Annotated in this window: 17 protein-coding genes; 3 read left to right on the forward strand and 14 right to left on the reverse strand. The window is 53.2% G+C overall.

Features of this window, described 5'->3' with window-relative positions; all coding sequences use genetic code 11:
- The first annotated feature begins 269 nt into the window (after positions 1-269).
- A complete protein-coding gene (locus BLR64_RS25865) occupies positions 270-905 on the forward strand; it encodes a glycoside hydrolase family 11 protein (protein WP_090719040.1) in 636 nt (211 codons plus the stop codon).
- Between the two features lie 102 nt (positions 906-1,007).
- Entirely contained in the window at positions 1,008-1,886 is an 879-nt protein-coding gene (locus BLR64_RS25870; RefSeq protein WP_090719042.1) for a formylglycine-generating enzyme family protein, read from the forward strand.
- 124 nt (positions 1,887-2,010) lie between these two features.
- Here BLR64_RS25870 and BLR64_RS25875 read toward each other — a convergent pair whose 3' ends face one another.
- From BLR64_RS25875 to BLR64_RS25885, 3 genes are all read right to left on the reverse strand, one after another.
- Positions 2,011-3,495 (reverse strand): carboxylesterase/lipase family protein, encoded by a 1,485-nt coding sequence (locus BLR64_RS25875; RefSeq protein ID WP_090719044.1) that lies wholly within the window; start codon positions 3,493-3,495, stop codon positions 2,011-2,013.
- A 21-nt stretch (positions 3,496-3,516) separates the two neighbouring features.
- Positions 3,517-4,692, reverse strand: a complete 1,176-nt coding sequence (locus BLR64_RS25880) for an AI-2E family transporter (protein WP_090719047.1) — start codon at positions 4,690-4,692, stop codon at positions 3,517-3,519.
- Positions 4,693-4,883: 191 nt separating this feature from the next.
- Positions 4,884-5,243: a (2Fe-2S) ferredoxin domain-containing protein gene (locus tag BLR64_RS25885; RefSeq protein ID WP_090719049.1), complete on the reverse strand. Its 360-nt coding sequence runs from the start codon at positions 5,241-5,243 to the stop codon at positions 4,884-4,886.
- 147 nt (positions 5,244-5,390) lie between these two features.
- Here BLR64_RS25885 and BLR64_RS25890 point away from each other — a divergent pair, with 147 nt between their 5' ends.
- A complete protein-coding gene (locus tag BLR64_RS25890; protein ID WP_090719051.1) occupies positions 5,391-5,618 on the forward strand; it encodes a YczF family membrane protein in 228 nt (75 codons plus the stop codon).
- 5 nt (positions 5,619-5,623) lie between these two features.
- Here BLR64_RS25890 and BLR64_RS25895 read toward each other — a convergent pair whose 3' ends face one another.
- From BLR64_RS25895 to BLR64_RS25945, 11 genes are all read right to left on the reverse strand, one after another.
- Positions 5,624-6,721, reverse strand: a complete 1,098-nt coding sequence (locus BLR64_RS25895) for a GerAB/ArcD/ProY family transporter (protein ID WP_090719053.1) — start codon at positions 6,719-6,721, stop codon at positions 5,624-5,626.
- Positions 6,722-6,750: 29 nt separating this feature from the next.
- Positions 6,751-7,956: a Ger(x)C family spore germination protein gene (locus BLR64_RS25900; protein WP_090719055.1), complete on the reverse strand. Its 1,206-nt coding sequence runs from the start codon at positions 7,954-7,956 to the stop codon at positions 6,751-6,753.
- Positions 7,946-9,505: a spore germination protein gene (locus tag BLR64_RS25905; RefSeq protein ID WP_090719057.1), complete on the reverse strand. Its 1,560-nt coding sequence runs from the start codon at positions 9,503-9,505 to the stop codon at positions 7,946-7,948. Before BLR64_RS25905 ends, BLR64_RS25900 begins: the two co-directional genes overlap by 11 nt.
- A 163-nt stretch (positions 9,506-9,668) precedes the next feature.
- Entirely contained in the window at positions 9,669-10,709 is a 1,041-nt protein-coding gene (locus tag BLR64_RS25910; protein WP_090719105.1) for an NAD(P)/FAD-dependent oxidoreductase, read from the reverse strand.
- A 37-nt stretch (positions 10,710-10,746) separates the two neighbouring features.
- Positions 10,747-11,784: a FecCD family ABC transporter permease gene (locus BLR64_RS25915; protein WP_090719059.1), complete on the reverse strand. Its 1,038-nt coding sequence runs from the start codon at positions 11,782-11,784 to the stop codon at positions 10,747-10,749.
- 2 nt (positions 11,785-11,786) lie between these two features.
- The gene (locus BLR64_RS25920) at positions 11,787-12,845 is read right to left on the reverse strand and encodes a FecCD family ABC transporter permease (RefSeq protein WP_208607236.1); all 1,059 of its coding nucleotides are present in this window, start codon (positions 12,843-12,845) and stop codon (positions 11,787-11,789) included.
- 208 nt (positions 12,846-13,053) lie between these two features.
- On the reverse strand, positions 13,054-13,365 hold the full coding sequence (locus tag BLR64_RS25925) for a hypothetical protein (RefSeq protein ID WP_090719063.1): 312 nt from the start codon (positions 13,363-13,365) through the stop codon (positions 13,054-13,056).
- A gap of 111 nt (positions 13,366-13,476) precedes the next feature.
- Complete coding sequence (locus BLR64_RS25930; RefSeq protein WP_090719065.1) at positions 13,477-13,713, reverse strand: hypothetical protein; 237 nt, start codon at positions 13,711-13,713, stop codon at positions 13,477-13,479.
- Positions 13,714-13,743: 30 nt separating this feature from the next.
- Positions 13,744-14,253, reverse strand: coding sequence for a hypothetical protein (locus BLR64_RS25935; protein ID WP_090719067.1), 510 nt, complete (start codon positions 14,251-14,253; stop codon positions 13,744-13,746).
- 38 nt (positions 14,254-14,291) lie between these two features.
- The gene (locus BLR64_RS25940) at positions 14,292-15,056 is read right to left on the reverse strand and encodes a metallophosphoesterase family protein (protein ID WP_090719069.1); all 765 of its coding nucleotides are present in this window, start codon (positions 15,054-15,056) and stop codon (positions 14,292-14,294) included.
- A 28-nt stretch (positions 15,057-15,084) separates the two neighbouring features.
- Positions 15,085-16,668, reverse strand: a complete 1,584-nt coding sequence (locus BLR64_RS25945; protein ID WP_090719071.1) for a sigma-70 family RNA polymerase sigma factor — start codon at positions 16,666-16,668, stop codon at positions 15,085-15,087.
- Positions 16,669-16,876: the final 208 nt, after the last annotated feature.

Genomic DNA, 16,876 nt, shown 5'->3' on the forward strand with positions numbered 1-16,876 from the left:
ATGTAAAAAATCGGGTAACACCTTTAATTTGGTAAATAGAAATGACAACGCTGTTATTCTATAATCATCTCGTATTCAAGCAAATATGCTCAAAGATTCGCCAGAATGAAAGGAGGCGGCAGCGGAAGAGTTTGAACGCCAGGGATTCATCAAGGCATGTACTCCAGGAGACTTTGCAGATGTGATAGCAAGGAATATGCGCAAGGCCGCATTCCGGAAGCACATTATCAGGCATTGAAAAAACAATTAAACTCTAGGAGGTAATACCCATGTTCAAATTTAAAAAAGTAGTGACAACACTTCTTACCGCTTCAATCGCTTTTGGCATGTTTACAGCAGCGGCAGGTGCGGAAGCGACCGATTACTGGCAGAACTGGACTGATGGCGGAGGAACTGTAAACGCTACCAATGGTACTGGTGGTAATTACAGTGTGAATTGGTCTAATACAGGTAATTTTGTAGTAGGTAAAGGCTGGAATACCGGATCGGCCTCCCGGACAATCAACTACAATGCCGGTGTATGGTCGCCCTCTGGCAATGCTTATTTAACCCTTTACGGGTGGACCCGTAACGCACTGATCGAATACTACGTTGTAGACAGCTGGGGCACCTACCGGCCTACAGGCACTTACAAAGGCAGCGTAACCAGTGACGGAGGCACCTATGATATCTATACAACAACTCGGACCAATGCGCCTTCTATCGACGGCACTGCGACGTTCACCCAGTTCTGGAGTGTCCGTCAGTCGAAACGGGCGACCGGCAGCAACGTCGCGATTACCTTTGCCAACCATGTGAACGCCTGGAAAAGCAAAGGCATGAATCTCGGCAGCAGCTGGTCCTACCAGGTGCTGGCAACGGAAGGCTACCAGAGCAGCGGCAGTTCCAATGTAACGGTATGGTAAGGGGATAATCACAGTTGACCGACGACCGTCCGGCTTTACCGCCGGACGGCTTGCTGCCGGCGAAGAGCACGGCAGTCTGCGGCAAATAAAGGAGAATGGTTCATGAGCAAGCTGTGGCTTATCCCTGCAATCGCCTTATTGGCCCTGCTCTGCGCCTGTTCGCAGCAGCAATCCGCTCCTCCTGAGCCAAGTGAGGATCCTCCACGGGAGGACAGCTTTGTATTCATTCAAGGCGGAACCTTCATTAGCACCAAGTCCAATTACGCTGGGCATGACGTCTCTGTCTCTGATTTCTATATCGGTAAATATGAGGTTACACAGCAAGAATGGATGGAGGTTATGGGTGGCAATCCGTCCTTGTACAAAGGCAGCCGTCTGCCGGTGGAAATGGTAAGCTGGTATGATGCTGTGGAGTATTGCAATAAACGGAGCATCCAAGAGGGCTTAGAACCCTATTATCTGATAGACAAGGAGACCCGGGACCCGGCCAATCAAAGCAGTAACGATACACTGAAATGGATGGTAAAGCCGAATGCAGGAGCCGACGGTTACCGGCTGCCGACAGAGGCAGAATGGGAATATGCAGCAAGCGGCGGCGGGTTAAGCCAAAGCTATACCTACAGCGGCAGCAATAACGCGGATGATGTAGCCTGGTACTGGCGGAATGCCGGCGACCGTTATTTGACAGGGGACTGGCTCTGGCCGGTCATCGAACAAAACAACAACAGCACCAAAATCGGCGGAGGCAAAAAACCGAATGAGCTGGGGCTCTACGATATGTCCGGGAATGTACGGGAGTGGTGCTGGGACTGGTACAGCGAAGGGGACGCCGGCGGCGGCACCTACAGGATCGTAAAGGGCGGTGGCTGGATCGGTGACGTAAGCAATAACGCGGTTTCGTTCCGCGGCAAGTTCGAGGCCAACGGGTACGGACCGGATCAGGGCTTTCGGGTGGTGAAGGGCATCGAAGCCGGAACATAAAATCCGGTCTGTGACTTTATTTTCTTACTGTAGCTCTCAAGTGCCTAATGCGCAAAATAACCGCCAGGCATAGGCCTGGCGGTTATCGTTTTCACTCAACTTCGGCTCTTTCGATTCACGTTCATTACTCCGGGTCCGAAGTTTGCCGGGAAGCAGGGAGGGCTGACAGCAGCCGTTTGCGCTTTTCCCGGTCGGGGTCGGTCTGCACATAGATGTTGTGCCCGAAGATCATCGTGGCCCGCTCGCCCTTAGCGTAGGCAGGCCAGTCCAAGCCGGCTGCTTCCGGGCTGCTGCGGTGCGCAAAGGCGGTCCATGCCCCCTGCATTTGTGCGGCTAGCGCAGCCATCTCAGGGCTGACGGACACCCCATACTGATGCAGCAGGTCTATCGTATTAAAGACATAATAAATCTCCGCCCCATGGATAGCCTTGTCCAGCAGCGGATGGCCGGGAATGGTCCAGTCGAATCTGTACATCCAGACAGGAGCATGCGGCAGCTGCCGCTCGGCAAAAGCGATAGAGCTGTCCCAGAAGTACAGGTCCGTCATTAACGCGGCCTGCCCTTCCCAATTCTTAGGATAATGGCTGGCCAGCTCCGCCAGGTTATCGACACCCAGCATCAGCTCCAGTGCCTTCAGCGACTGGTCAAAGCCCGCCCCTTCCCGGTCTCCCCTGAAGAAAAGATGGCCCTCGTGCAGATTCGTTCCGATCATCAGCGGAATCCCGCCGGCTGCGCCGCCGGCCACCGCTTCAGCCGGCTCAACCGGCAGGGTCTGCGGATCAATAATCGGCTGGAACAGCAAGCTGAGCGAATCGCCGGACAGCCTGTAGGCCATCTTCGCGGCTGCGGTCAGAATGTCCTGCGCAGGTACCGCCTGCAGCAGGTTCACGTCACCGCCAAGCTCGGCCAGAAAGGCCTCAGCAATTTGCGCGCCCTGCTGCGGCTTCAGTGTCTGTGCCGCGCCGCTCTGCATGATGGCACCGGCGAACAGCCCCTTCGCGGCAGGCATCGCCAGCAGGGCGGCAATGCTCATGCTTCCGGCTGACTCGCCGAATACCGTCACCCGCTTAGGGTCGCCGCCGAACGCGGCGATGTTATCCTGCACCCACTGCAGTGCAGCGATCTGATCCAGGAGCCCGAGGTTGGACTCAAACGGGCCAAACGGAGACAGGTGCAGGAACCCGAACGGCCCCAGCCGGTAATTGACAGTAACAACAATGACGTTTCCCGCTTCTGCCATGCTTGCGCCGTTGAACATCGGCTGGCTGCCCGCTCCCGTCAGGAAGGTGCCGCCGTGAATCCAGACCATTACCGGTAGCAGCTCCTGCCCGCCCGCCGGCGCCCAGACGTTCAGATACAGGCAATCCTCCGAGAAGACCGGCTGTGTCCCGCCGAAGCGGATGCTGCTGGAGCTTGGCGGCTGATGTGCTGCCGGCCCGAATTCCACAGCCTCCCTTACGGTATCCCAGGGCTCCGGCGGCTGGGGAGCACGGAAACGCAGCTCCCCGACAGGCGGTGCAGCAAATGGAATGCCGCGCCAGACGTTCACTCCGCCGCTTTGAGCCCCCTGTACTTTTCCGTATATCGTATCCGCAACGGGTCTTATCATTTGCTTATCATCCTTTCAGGCCTACTCCTTGGCTTCTTCTTTTTCTGCCTCTACACTGTATAGCCCGGAACGGAACCGGAACCATTGAAAGATATGGGTAACGATAACCTTGAGTACGGCATACCCCGGAACCGCCAGAATAATGCCGAGTACACCGAACATTTTTCCGGCAAAAATAATGACAAAAATAATCGTAATCGGATGAATCTTCAGCGATTTGCCCATGATCTGCGGCGAGATGAATTTGCCTTCAATAAGCTGGACAGCCGTCCAGACGAATATCATCTTCAGCAGCATAAAGGGCGAAGTAACCAGCGCTACAATCAACGCCGGTGTAATCGCAATGGCCGGGCCCAGATAAGGGACGACTGCCGTACAGGCAGCCACAATCGCCAGTACCAGCGAATACTCCAGCCCGATAATCAGATAACCTATGTACAGCAGCGCACCGATACAGCAGCTGACAATGATCTGTCCCCGGATATAAGACGCCACCTGGCTGTTCATTTCCTTCATGACTAGGCGGGTCTGCGGCTGCAGGGCGTTAGGGATGAACCGCATCAGATAATCAGGCAGACGTTTGCCGTCACGCAGCAGATAGAACAGGATGAACGGTGTCGTAACCACGGCCAGAACAACCTCAGTCAGCGCACCGACGAAATTGCCGACCCCGTTCACTGCATTATTCAGAAATGAGGTGGCCCATGTAGTCGCTTTGTTTGTCAGGTCCCCAAAATCAAGACTCGTACCTACCCCTACGTTTTCCTGAATCCGCCCGAACAGCTCACTGCCGGTCAGGTTAATGAATTCCTCCTGAATCTGGGTGCTGTATTTCGGGAAATTATCAATAAGGCCGACCAGCTGGGTGCGGATTATGGGAATAACCGTCAGCAGGATAAGCGTGACAATTCCCGCAATAGCCAGATACAGGATAACGATCCCGTAGGCCCGTTTAATCTTGCTTCTTGTCTCCATACGGTCTACCAGCGGATTCAGCAAATAATAGGCGATCCCTGACAGCAGCAGCGGTGCAGCCACCGTATGCAGAAGCGCGGACACCGGCTTGAAAATAAACGGAACCTTCGATAACACCAGAATGTTGATACCGATCAAAAGAACAATTAATAAGGACACAACAAATCTGTTATTCAAAAAAAATCTTTTAAACCGTTCAGGCCATACCTGCAGCCTCTCCATTTTACACTCCCCCTGGCAACAACCCTATCTGATCTGGTGATATCATTCACTGCTATAAGCATAGTCAACGCATGGCCTGCAAGTCAAATTTCAAGGGTGACTATGTATCTTGCTAATCAGCCGCTGTTTCCAGTCTGAGCTGTGCTATGAATGGCATTCATCGCCACGCTCATTATAGTGACGGTACTCCGTTATTTTTTCTTCTTGCCCTTGGTACCCTTGGATGAAGCCGCGATGAGCTGCCCGTCATACATATAAACGATATGATCCTCCAGCCGTTCCCCTTCCAGCAGCCTGCGCACAAGGGCCTTGCCCGATTTAGGCGTCATCTCCCGGTACCACACACCGTCCGGGTAGGAGATGACCACACACGCATCGGAGCATCTGCCGTTGCAGCGGGTAACAGTTGTATGGATGATGCCTCCGGCACCCTGTTTATCAATTTCATCTTCGATTGCTTCGGCTACCTCCTCACCCTTGTTCTTTTTGCAGCTGCTGCCGTTACAGATCAGCAGGTGGTTCACTGTCCCTTGCAGATTCCAGGTTGTCACAGGCTATTCCTCCTTTTATTACTCCCTTTTACCCTGATCGCAGATTAGATTAAACTGCCCTGACTACCTTTCTCTAACGATGGGGATAATACCTTTAGTTTCCGCCCCGCGGAACTCCTAATTACAGGAACAGGAGGAATCAGAGGTATGAAAATCATCGGAATTTATATGGTACTCGCCCTGCTGACGCTGGGGATGATTGTTAGTGTGGATATGATTGCGGGGACCAGCCTGCCCGGGTCTCTTCATTCGATTACCTCCGTGTTTGCCACGACAACCCTACAGGAAGCCTGCTGTATGATCGGGTTCGCCGGCCTTCCCGTCTTTTTTGCCGCTGCAGATTTGTTCAAATCCCGCAAACCTTCCCGCAAATAACTCCCCTAACGGTACCAGCCGAACCTGCGCCGGACCAGGTGCACAACGAACAGCAGAACGGGAATGACGGCGCACAGGAAGGGCAGGATATTCTCCAGAAATACCTTTCCGTCATTCATATGGACAGGGTAATTCTCCGCGCTGACAAATGAGCTGTAGAGCACCACCGAGCACACTGGAATAACCAGCTTCCGGGGTTCCTTGACATGAAACAAATCCGCCGTGATTGATACCGCCGCATAGCAATAGATGGACATTTTGAAAAAGACCCCGATGATCAGCGTCAGGATTACAAGCGCATCAAGCCTCTGCAAAAAATTGGCTACATTGACCAGTGTAATCATCGTAAACATCGGGAAGGTAGTGCGGCTGTAAATATCCGGACCCAGCACCGACATTTCAATCGCATGTGTAAAGCTGAGCATCAGGGCACTCAGGGTAATCGCACCCGCGCCGGTTCTGCCGATCTTATTCTTTGTTTTGAAATGGGGCAAGACAGCAGTAAAGCACACCAGCTCCCCATATGGGAAAATCCAGATATTCGGATACGCCGATTTGTACACCTCAATCCATTCGCCCGGATGTACCGGAAACAGGTTTTTAAACTGAACCAGTCCGGCAATGATGACAACGAAGTTCGAAATCATTCCCATGATTACAATCAGCCAGAAGTAAATTTCCGAGGTTCTTGAAAACACCTCAATGCCCTGATACAGGATGTACATTACAGCAATGATCATAATGGAGTTGATGATAAAAATCGGTGTCCGGTCATACGAAGAGGAGATCAGCAGATCGCCCGCCTCCCGCAAGTTTCTGCCACCGTTGTAAGTCAGAACCGGCAGATACAGCAGGCTGAGCGGCCAGCCGATCCATTTTCCGAGAATTTTCCGGGTATACCCGCTGATTACGAGATCCGGGAACTGGCGGTACAGGTAAGTGTAGAGCATGAACAGCAGGATGCCGCCCGGAAGCGCAACCAGGATGGAGATCCATACCGCATGACCGCTCTCCAGGCCGATGGGGACGACAACCGCTGTTCCCAGTTCAAACAGGACGATCATGGCGAACAATTGAAACGGACCAATGACTTCCTTTCGCATACAATGGACCTCCATTCCTTGACAGTCATTTATTTTTTTGCTGGAATATACGGCTTGAGCCGCATTCCTGTACTGCGGATGAATGCTTCCACCCGGAGATCAAGCTCCCCTTCGGCAAAAGCAGAGCTCCAGTCCTGCTTCACCTTCTCCCATTGATCAGGATGGATACGCTTCAATTCGTTGCCCAGATTAAAAATATCCGTCTTCATTTTCTGTGCAGCCTCAAACGCCTGCCTGACTTCATCTGCAGTCTTCTGTTCAATGCCTTGTTCAAGTGCCTCCAGCTCCTTCTCCTTGCTTAAGTCGACGAACCCCCCAGTCTCATTAATAATGCCTTCTTCCGCTATATGAACATGGAACACCGGTTTGCCGTCCTGCAACTCCACCTTCACCCTTGTCTTGGAGTAGAAAATGTTAACGGCGATATCCTCCTCTGTATCCGGAGAGTCCACATTGACATTGGTCTCATTTAGCTTATTGAGCATCCACTGCGTGCCCCTGGATTCCGGTCCGTTCAGCCAGCCGATCAGCTGCCCTTCTTTAAAAACGCCTAATCCGCTCATAAGCGACCCGACCATAGGGTCAGACTGCTCCAGGCTGCTTTTTTTCTGGCCTTCAACGACATCTCCGACAATTTGCACCCCGTTGATGGTAAAATCGCTGGCCCCGGTTATCCCGTTAATCACTTCAAACACAGTAACTCTGCGGTTCTCGCCCCATACCTGGGACGTATTCTGCATCTTCTTCAGCAGACCCATGGATGGCAGCGTCTCAAGCGTTGTCAGAAGTTTAAGGACGGACGCCGCATCTGTATCCTTGGAGACCAGCACCGCTGAATTCAGCCGCAGCTCATGCGACCGTTCGAAAATATCAAAGATACTGGTTACTCCTGTCCTGGCCAGCGACTCCCCGATGATCACCAGCTGGGTATGGGCAAAAAACAGCTGGCGCGTGGCCCGCCTTGATGCTTTGCGGAGCGCGCCAAAGATCGTACGGTCCGTGGCCGAGACAATGACGATCGGCGGCTGATTGCTGGTGGAGCCCATGGTCTGCGAGGATGAGGACGGGTTAATAATCTGGAAGGTCACCCGGTATCCCGGCTTGCCGTCCAGGCTGTCAATGCCGATTCCGCTGACGATAGCCAGCTCATTCAGCTCCCGGCTGTTCCAGCAGCCGCTCAGCACCAGGGAGCAGCTGATACAGACCGCAAGCAGCAGAGCCAGCCTACTTTTCATGACGGCTGCCCTGGCTGTTCTGAACGGTGGCTCCCGGTGCTTTATCATTCTTCAGCAGACGGCGGCGGGTCTTCATGAAATGCAGCGGTGCCCGCAGAAAAATATCCTTCTGGTCCCCCGGCGCAAAGGGAGCAACCGGAGACATATACGGTACACCCATGGAACGGAGGCTGCATAGATGGGCAACCAGAATAAGACCGACAATAGCAATTCCATACAGCCCTATATAGGCTGCGACAAAGGTAATAACAAAGCGGAGAATGCGGATGGACAGGGCCATGTTGAAGGCCGGAGTCGCAAAGCTGGAAATCCCCGTAAGGGAGACGACAATGACCATCGCCGGAGAGACGATCCCCGCCTGGACAGCCGCCTGTCCCAGGACAAGACCGCCGATAATGGAGACAGTCTGACCGATCTGCGAAGGCATCCGGATACCGGCTTCACGGATGATTTCAAAAGTAACCTCCAGCAGCAGTACCTCAATAACAACCGGGAACGGTACCCCTTCACGCTGGGATGCAAAGTTAATCAGCAGCGGCGTAGGGATCATCTCCTGATGAAAATTAAGCGCAGCAACAAAAATCGCCGGACCGAACAGAGACACCAGCAGGCATATAAACCGGAGCACCCGGATAACTGAAGTAATATCATAGCGCTGGTAATAGTCCTCAACGGTGTGAAAAAACATAAAAAAAGTAGCCGGAAGTATCAGCACAAACGGAGTACCGTCCACAAAAATGGCAATTCTCCCCTCCAGCAGATTTCCGGCTACACTATCCGGGCGTTCGGTATTGTACAGCGTAGGGAAAGGCGAGTAATTATTCTCTTCGATCAGCTGTTCAATATACCCGGATTCCAGGATGGAATCGACATGGATGTCCGCCAGCTTTTTGCGGATCTGCTGCAGCGTCTCTTCCTTGGCCAGGCCATGAATATGAGCAATGGATACATCCGTTTTGGTTACCGAGCCCATTGTCAGCGTCTCAATCCAGAGGTTCGGGTTTTTAATCCGTTTACGCACCAGCGCTATGTTTGTCCCCAGCGACTCGGTGAAGCTGTCTTTGGGCCCGCGGATGTTGACCTGTGTTGTCGCTTCGGTAACCGACCGGCCTTCACCGCCGCTAGTGGTCACGCTAATACCCTTATCCAGCTTGTCAAAAAGAATGATGGTATCTCCGGACAGCAACGCTTCCAGTACGCTGTTCTGGTCCTCTACCACCTTTTCTTTACCAATGCTCAGTGCTTTTTCCTTGGCAAAGATAAAGAGGTCCGCGGCTGAAGGCGCCTCCTCTCTAATTTCTTCAAACGACAAGGCATGAGTGACGTACTCATCTACAAGCTCTTTATCTACAAGCCCATTTATATACATAACGGCTACATGGTTTTCATGATTGAGGGTCTCATACTTACGTACATTCAAATCCGGGCTGTTGCCGAGCCTTTCATGGATTTGCTTGAGAGTGTCCTCAAGATCCGTAAAAATGGGCGGACTCTCCTGACTGCTGCTTGAGATCTCCCCGGGATTGGATTGTGATTGTTGTTTAGGCATGCTCAGCACCTCCCTGCTTACTATTCGCCTGCTAAACTCTTTTTATGCAGCTATTGGAATGAACGGGAGGGTATGGAGGCTCCGAAAACAACAAAAAGGCTGCCTGCCCGCACAATACCTGCAGGCCGACAGCCGGGATGGTTCTCTATTCTGTTATTGTCTGCTAGTGATCGTCAATTACGCCAAGCGCTTTATTTTTCTCTTTGAACCGGTCATTATGGGAAGACACATAAGCATATTTGGGAGCATCCGGGTCCATAAACAGCTTGGCGCTGTTCAGTGCCAGCACCGCATCGGTAAATGTCCCCGCGATCAGGCGGACTTTACTGTCATAATCAACGAAATCTCCGGCGGCAAAAATACCGGGCAGATTCGTCTCCAGCTTGGGACTGACCTTGGCCCACCATTCGCCCATCTCCAGACCCCAGTCACGCAGCGGGCCGAAATCGCTTTTAAGCCCATGGTTCACAATAACCGCATCTACAGGCAGCTGCTCACTCTCGCCGGATTCGGCATGGGTGATTGTGACCTGATCAATAGTTTCGCCGCTATTGCTGTGCAGCTGACTCACTGTATACGGTGTGCGTACCTTGACCGACGATGCCCTCATGCGGGAGATATTCTTCTCATGTCCGCCAAACTGGTCTCTTCTATGAACAATGGTAACGCTGGCCGCGAGGCTCTCCAGCTCATTCGCCCAGTCCACCGCCGAGTCACCGCCACCGGAGATCAGTACATGCTTGCCGCGGAACGGCTCCAGCTCCTGCACGGTATAGTGCAGATTGGTTACCTCGTAACGGTCAGCCCCTTCAATCTCCAGCTTGGCCATCTGCAGAATGCCGTAGCCGATGGCCAAAATGACTGTCCGGGTCCAGTGCTGCTCTCCTGTAGCCGAGGTCAGAATGAATGTGCCGTCTTCCTGGCGAGCCTGGTTGACAATCTGCTGCCCGAGGACAATGGTCGGCTCGAATGTTCGCGCCTGCTCCTCCAGCCGCTTGATCAGATCACCGCAGAGGGTAGGGGTAACGCCGCCCACATCCCAGATCATTTTCTCGGGATAGATCCGCATACGTCCGCCCAGCTCTTCCTTGGCTTCGATCAGCTTCGTCTTGAGATCTCTCATTCCGCTGTAAAAAGCCGTATACATCCCGGCAGGTCCCCCGCCGATTATGGTCACGTCGTATAATTCCAGTTCCTGATCAATCATGTTATCCCCTCCGGTTGAATGGTGGCCGAGCAGCCTATGACTTCGTACGTGCCAACAGATACAAAAAATAAGGTGCGCCGATGACGGCGACTACGATGCCGGTCGGTATCTCCGACGGCTGCAGGATCCAGCGGCCGAGCGTATCGGCCGTAATCACCAGCAGAGCGCCCAGCAGAGCTGAGGCGGGCAGCATCAGCTGATGCTTGGGGCCGACCAGGCGGCGCGCCAGATGCGGCCCGACGAGGCCGACGAAGCCGATCCCTCCGCTGACGGCAACGCTGGCGGCAGCCAGACCCACGGCGGCGGCCAGCAGCTTGAACTGCTCTTTATTGACGTTAGCTCCCAGGCCGACCGCTGTCTGCTCACCCAGGTTGAGCACATTCATTACCCGTGCCTTGTAGATGACGTAAGGTACCAGAATGACAATCCAGGGCAGCAGGGACAATACAAACTTCCAGCTGGTGCCCCAGATGCTGCCCGCCAGCCAGGTCGCAACAAACTGGTATTTCTCTGGATCAAGGCGCAGCGTGAGTACAATCATCGCGGCGCTGATTCCGGCGGCAACGGCAACACCGGTCAGCAGCAGACGGATCGGCTTGATCCCCTCATGCCGCTTGTAGGCCAGCGAATAGATCAGGGCGGCAGTCAGACCGGCTCCGGCAAACGCAATGACCGGGAGAAAATATACCGGAGCCGCATTGGTCGTCGGATAAAAGGAAACCATCAGCATGACCATGAGACCAGCTCCGGCATTGATGCCGAGAATGCCGGGATCAGCCAGGTCGTTGCGGAAGACGCCCTGCATAACCGCACCGGAAACAGCCAGCCCTGCTCCGATCAGCAGCGAGATGACAATCCGCGGCAGCCGGAAATCAAACAGAATCAGCTCCTGCTTGTCCGTCCCCTTGCCCAGCATCGTATTCAGCAGCTCCAGCGGTGTTAATCGTATGTATCCTGTGTTCACACTAATAATAAAGGCAATAAGAATAAGTACAGCTATCGCTGACAGAATCGTCAGCCCGCGCCTGCGTCTGGCGGATTCGTAGGAGGGTACGGTTGTTGTTCTCTGCATGACTACAGCTCCCTTCTTTCCTTGCGGGCCAGATACAGGAAGAAAGGTACGCCGATCAGGGCGATTATGGCACCGAATGGGGTCTCATGCTTGGGAATAATCATTCGTGCCGTCAGATCGGCAAATATCGCCAGCAGACTGCCGAGCACTGCCGAGCAGGGAATAATCCACTTGTAATCCACCCCGACCAGATAACGCGTCAGATGGGGGATAATCAGGCCAATGAAGCCCACTGCCCCGACGACCGATACCGAAGCCCCCGCCAGAATCAGCACGATTAATGCCCCTGCCAGCTTGACCAGCCCTGTACGCTGTCCAAGCCCTCTGGCGACATCTTCACCGAGACTAAGCATAGAGATTGATCTGGACAGGACGATTGCACCGATCATCGCTGCGCCGATCCAAGGAAGCATAATCTTGAGCTGGAACCATTTCGTTCCGGCTACCCCTCCGGCATACCAGAAGGCCAGGTCTTGTCCGATGTTAAAATATAACGCGATCCCTTCACTGAGCGCGGATAGCAGCGCACTGAAGGCCGCGCCGGCCAGCACCAGCCTGGCTGGAGTCAGCCCGCCCCTGGATAGGGAGCCAATCCCATAGACAATTCCCGCCCCCATGCCTGCGCCAATAAAGGAATACAGAATCAGATACATAAACGGAAGGTGCGGGAAAAAAACAAAACATACCGCCAGCGCGAATCCGGCTCCGGAGTTAATCCCCATAAGCCCCGAGTCCGCAAGCGGATTACGGGTCATCCCCTGCATAATAGCGCCAGCAACGGCAAAGCTTGCACCGACCATCGCAGCGCCGAGCACACGGGGCATCCGCAGCTCGCGGATAATCTGATGATCTGTCAGATCCGGATTAAAATGAAATACAGCGGTCCATACCACGGACAGCCTGATATCCGCCGCTCCAAATGACACCGAAACGGCAATGCCGAATACCAGGGCAATCAAACCGCATATCAAAATCAGCGTTGCCGCCCACGGGCGTGAACGAAACTTCACAGGATCCGCAGTCCGGGTCTGCCCTTGTCCGGCAGTTGCCTGTTGATTCATTACCCTCTCACCCATTCTCTTGAAATTGATTCTCATTATCATTATAGTATTGTATTGTAAGATAGATTGCCATGGTTTGGCAATGGACAAATCCAAATGTCCTCCCAAAAAAATCTATTGCCAGCGTTTCTTCTGCTGCTCTGCATACGAACAAGCCCCATTGTTCTCTGCCGCAGAGAGGACAATGGGGCACTGTAAAGCGCGGGCCTTATACATTTTGCAGAGCGCCGCCGAATATTTTGCGGATCATCCCCTGCAGTTTGCCGATATGCGGGACAAAGGGGCTTTTATCATACACATAATTGGACTGGGTGACCAGCTGCGAGTAGACCAGAAACAGCTGTGCTGCCAATTGCCTGTCAATCTGCTGCTGCTCCCTGATTACTAGCTCTACTTCCTCAAGCGCGGCATAGAGCCTGGCAAAGGCGGGCTCATTGATTATTTTCCGGCGCAGCGGCTCCATGATATCGGTTACAAGTGCATCAACGGACTCCATAAGAGCCCGGATCTTCTCATCCATACGCAAGCCTCCTGCTGCAGCAGAGTAGATGATGATTTCTACCATTCTATGTACGCCGTGGCCCGGGCAGACCATCGGCCTGCCCCTGCTCCGTCTGTCATGTACAGTCCGTTACCGTGTATATTCTTCGTATTCATCCCTGTCACTGCGTCTGCTGCCTGTATATCCGTTATACATATATTCGTCATTCTTCAATTTATAAATGGCACCCATGCCGCCAAACACAAACAGCAGCAGTATCATAAGCCTGAAGGCATATGTAAATGCACCGATATAAAAGCAGACCCCGATGGATACGATGAGCAGAACCAGCAGTCCGAGCCCGATGCGGGACAGTATTTTTTTCATCAGCATGACCTCCGTTTATTGGTTGCAAGCTTACTTCATGAAGAACCGTACAAGCCTGCGGCAGCTTTTCTTTGCCAGAATCAAAAAGCACCATAAGATAAGCATCATGACAATTATAGTGATTTGACTCCAATCCAATCCTTCGGCTGCCCCGTAAAAAAGAACCGCTATTCCGGCCAAAATATAGACGGTTAAAGGAACCAGCACCAAAGTCAGCACGAAATGCAGCGCATAATACACGATATGCTGAAGCTGCTCCGCTGCCAGTGAGAGCTCCTGCTGCTTATCTGCAATCCTTGCGCTTAATTTCCCGCTAAGCACCACTATAACAATACCGCTCAACAAAGTAAGTACTGCTGTAATCAAATCTTCTATTTTTGCCATTACCAGCAGCTGAAGAAACACCTCAAGATTAATGAAATATGCTCCATAACTTATTAGATCCAGAAATCCCGATACGAATAAATAGACTCCGTAGATCCTGTAGCAGATCTTTAGCACACTGAAATATGTAATATTGCCGGTTACCTGGTTGTCCATGTTCATCTCCTTGTTAATGGATATCGCGTTACCCTTGCTCAACCGCTCTCACCCAGCCGCACACTGTGGTTCTTATACCCTTCCTCACCAATCTCCAGGCAGTTCATCTGCTCTCCGTAAGCACAGCCGCCGTCGATACCGATTTTGTCGCCATGCGAACTGAACCATATGCCGGGCTCGTCCTGGAACTGTAAGGTTGGGGTGTGGCCGAACACAACGGTTTTGCCGGTATTCGTTACCGGATGATTGTAGAACGGCTCCCTGATCCAGATAAAATCATACTCCCTCTGCGTCCTCCAGTCCGTCAGCGCCGGGTCGATTCCCGCGTGCACAAACAGATGGTCCTCCGTCTCATGATACAGCGGCAGTGAGCTCAAAAAATCCAGATGATGCTTGTACGCCTGCCTGATCCAGTGCTTGATCCGGATATACTCCGCCCAGCCCAGATCCTGCTGCACAAAATCCGCATCTGCCCCTACGTAGCTAGCGAGCGTATAAAATCCGCCGTTGTTCAGCCAGTGCAGGTCGAGCTTGTCCTCATCGTCACTTAGCAGCGCATCACAGGCCATTTTGTCGTGGTTACCCTTCAGGACCACAGCTCCATATTCCGCGTGGAGGGACATCACCTGATCCACTATGGCCTTGCTATTCGGCCCCCGGTCCACATAATCGCCGATTAGCACCAGCTTGTCCCGCTCCGGGTTATAGCCCGCTTTTCGCAAAAGCGCGTTAAATTCCCGGTAACAGCCATGAATATCGCTGATCACTAAGGTTCTGATGATCTTCCACTCCTTCCCAGTCATTATCAGAACCTTATTATACCATCAAAAGCTACATGCACACGGGTCTTTGCGCCAGGCTGTCCCACCGCCAAGGTACCGAATGGCCATGCAGATGCAGTCCGCCGTACCACACATCAAGCCCCTGCGCAGCTACCCGGTCCTCTATACCGTCCAGCACCTGTTCGCCCAGCGTTGTAGCTGTTACTTTGCGGTTCAGAAAATCCGGCACCTGCCGGAAATCCCAATTGTCCGCAGCCTCCGCACCGGCAATTTGAATTAGCGGATTTGCTCCTTGAACCATCCCCCGCAGATAAAGCCAGTATTCCAGATCGCCCATTCCGAGCACATGCAGCTCATCGGTCACCTGCCGGAACAGCTTCATTGGAGTGTCAGCTCCGCATCGCATCTTGAGCAAGGTTGTCTGCTCCACTATGCCCAGTCCGTTCTTCACCGAAGGCAGGCGCGACAGATGGGCCTGGAATGCTGCATAGGCAAAAGGGAGAGCAGATGCCTGCAGCTCTTCTTTTCTCAGCTCAAGCAGATCGGCCATCGGCTCAGGGGAAGAAGCGGCATAGGCTTGCCATAGCTCACTGCCCAGCTCCAGTTCCTTAGGCCCGATGCTCCGCCATGTTCCATTCAACGTGCTGAGCTGCTCCGGAGTCAGCTGGCCCAGCCCGTGAAACAGCTCTATTCCGGGAAATTCCCCGATGCAGAGCAGGCTGAGTCTCGTCCGGCCAAGACTTTTGCCCTTGAACCAGTGCAGCAGATAGGCCAGCATGCTCTGGTCAAACAGATCATGCTCGAACCACAGCACCACTTCCTCATAGCGGCTGTAATCCTGTAGTCTCTTCTCCTGCTCCGCACAGCCTGCCATATATTCCGCTGACGGGATGCCCATGGACTGTTCGAGTATTTTGGCGCGGAAGGCACGCTCCTGTTCACCTGCAGGATTCACAAAATTCGGCCCGGCCGAATACACTTCCCTCCAGACCAGCACATCCCCCTGTACGATGCCCTGTTTCAGCATATTCCCCACACTATCTCCGTTCACAATATGCAGCATATTCCTGCCTCCTTCATATAAGCTGTTGAACACCGAAGCCAGGTCGATGACAGGCAGCGCTCCGCGGAGCTTGCGCCGGGCATCGAAGAGCCGCTTTTTGAGCGCGGATTGCGGGATGTCCAGGTAAGCGGAGATTTCCGGCAGAGAGTAGCCGTAGAAATAGAAGAGCTGCAGCGGCACCCGCAGCCGGTCACTCAGTTCAGCCACCGATTGCTGGATAATCCGTGCGCCCTCTTTTTGCTCGGCAAGCTCAGCTACCGTCTGTGACCCGTCCGTAAGATGGGCTGCCTCTTCCAGTGGAAGACTGGCATACCGTTTACGCCGCAGCACCCGCTGGCACTGTCTGACAACAATCGTCTTGAACCATCCCGGAAAAGCAGCCGGCTGTTCAAGCCTGCCGATATGCGTATAGGCTTCCAGAAACGCCTCCTGCACGGCATCCTCCGCCAGATGCGTATCCCTCAGCCTGTCATACGCCACTGCAAACGCCATCCCGCGAAAATGCGCCACCAGCCGCCCGAACGCTTCCGTATCCCCTTGCTGAGCTTCCTCAATCCACCGCGTTTCCATGCCTGACGGACCTCTTTTCACATGTTCTTATCTATAAGTGCCGTTTAGGGGCTAAAAGGTTACCTTGTGTTGAATAAATGTAGCATATGGAATGGGATGGGCAAAAGAGTTTGCAAGCGAACGGAACGGGGGCAGGGTGAACCGGGGTCATGGGGTTGCATCGCGGGAGGTAGTGTTAATCTTCCTGCATCTTAAAGCAGCTGCTTCT

Source organism: Paenibacillus typhae (genome assembly GCF_900099765.1).
GTDB lineage: Bacteria > Bacillota > Bacilli > Paenibacillales > Paenibacillaceae > Paenibacillus_AQ > Paenibacillus_AQ typhae.

Excerpts from the sequence above, each read along its gene's own strand:
- BLR64_RS25895 (WP_090719053.1), bottom strand. The coding sequence starts at position 6,721 with ATGCGAAAGGAAGTCATTGGTCCGTTTCAATTGTTCGCCATGATCGTC.
- BLR64_RS25875 (WP_090719044.1), bottom strand. The coding sequence starts at position 3,495 with ATGATAAGACCCGTTGCGGATACGATATACGGAAAAGTACAGGGGGCT.
- BLR64_RS25905 (WP_090719057.1), bottom strand. The coding sequence starts at position 9,505 with ATGCCTAAACAACAATCACAATCCAATCCCGGGGAGATCTCAAGCAGC.
- BLR64_RS25915 (WP_090719059.1), bottom strand. The coding sequence starts at position 11,784 with ATGCAGAGAACAACAACCGTACCCTCCTACGAATCCGCCAGACGCAGG.
- BLR64_RS25870 (WP_090719042.1), top strand. The coding sequence starts at position 1,008 with ATGAGCAAGCTGTGGCTTATCCCTGCAATCGCCTTATTGGCCCTGCTC.
- BLR64_RS25880 (WP_090719047.1), bottom strand. The coding sequence starts at position 4,692 with ATGGAGAGGCTGCAGGTATGGCCTGAACGGTTTAAAAGATTTTTTTTG.
- BLR64_RS25935 (WP_090719067.1), bottom strand. The coding sequence starts at position 14,253 with ATGGACAACCAGGTAACCGGCAATATTACATATTTCAGTGTGCTAAAG.
- BLR64_RS25900 (WP_090719055.1), bottom strand. The coding sequence starts at position 7,956 with ATGAAAAGTAGGCTGGCTCTGCTGCTTGCGGTCTGTATCAGCTGCTCC.
- BLR64_RS25940 (WP_090719069.1), bottom strand. The coding sequence starts at position 15,056 with ATGACTGGGAAGGAGTGGAAGATCATCAGAACCTTAGTGATCAGCGAT.
- BLR64_RS25930 (WP_090719065.1), bottom strand. The coding sequence starts at position 13,713 with ATGAAAAAAATACTGTCCCGCATCGGGCTCGGACTGCTGGTTCTGCTC.
- BLR64_RS25920 (WP_208607236.1), bottom strand. The coding sequence starts at position 12,845 with ATGAATCAACAGGCAACTGCCGGACAAGGGCAGACCCGGACTGCGGAT.
- BLR64_RS25925 (WP_090719063.1), bottom strand. The coding sequence starts at position 13,365 with ATGGATGAGAAGATCCGGGCTCTTATGGAGTCCGTTGATGCACTTGTA.
- BLR64_RS25865 (WP_090719040.1), top strand. The coding sequence starts at position 270 with ATGTTCAAATTTAAAAAAGTAGTGACAACACTTCTTACCGCTTCAATC.
- BLR64_RS25945 (WP_090719071.1), bottom strand. The coding sequence starts at position 16,668 with ATGGAAACGCGGTGGATTGAGGAAGCTCAGCAAGGGGATACGGAAGCG.
- BLR64_RS25890 (WP_090719051.1), top strand. The coding sequence starts at position 5,391 with ATGAAAATCATCGGAATTTATATGGTACTCGCCCTGCTGACGCTGGGG.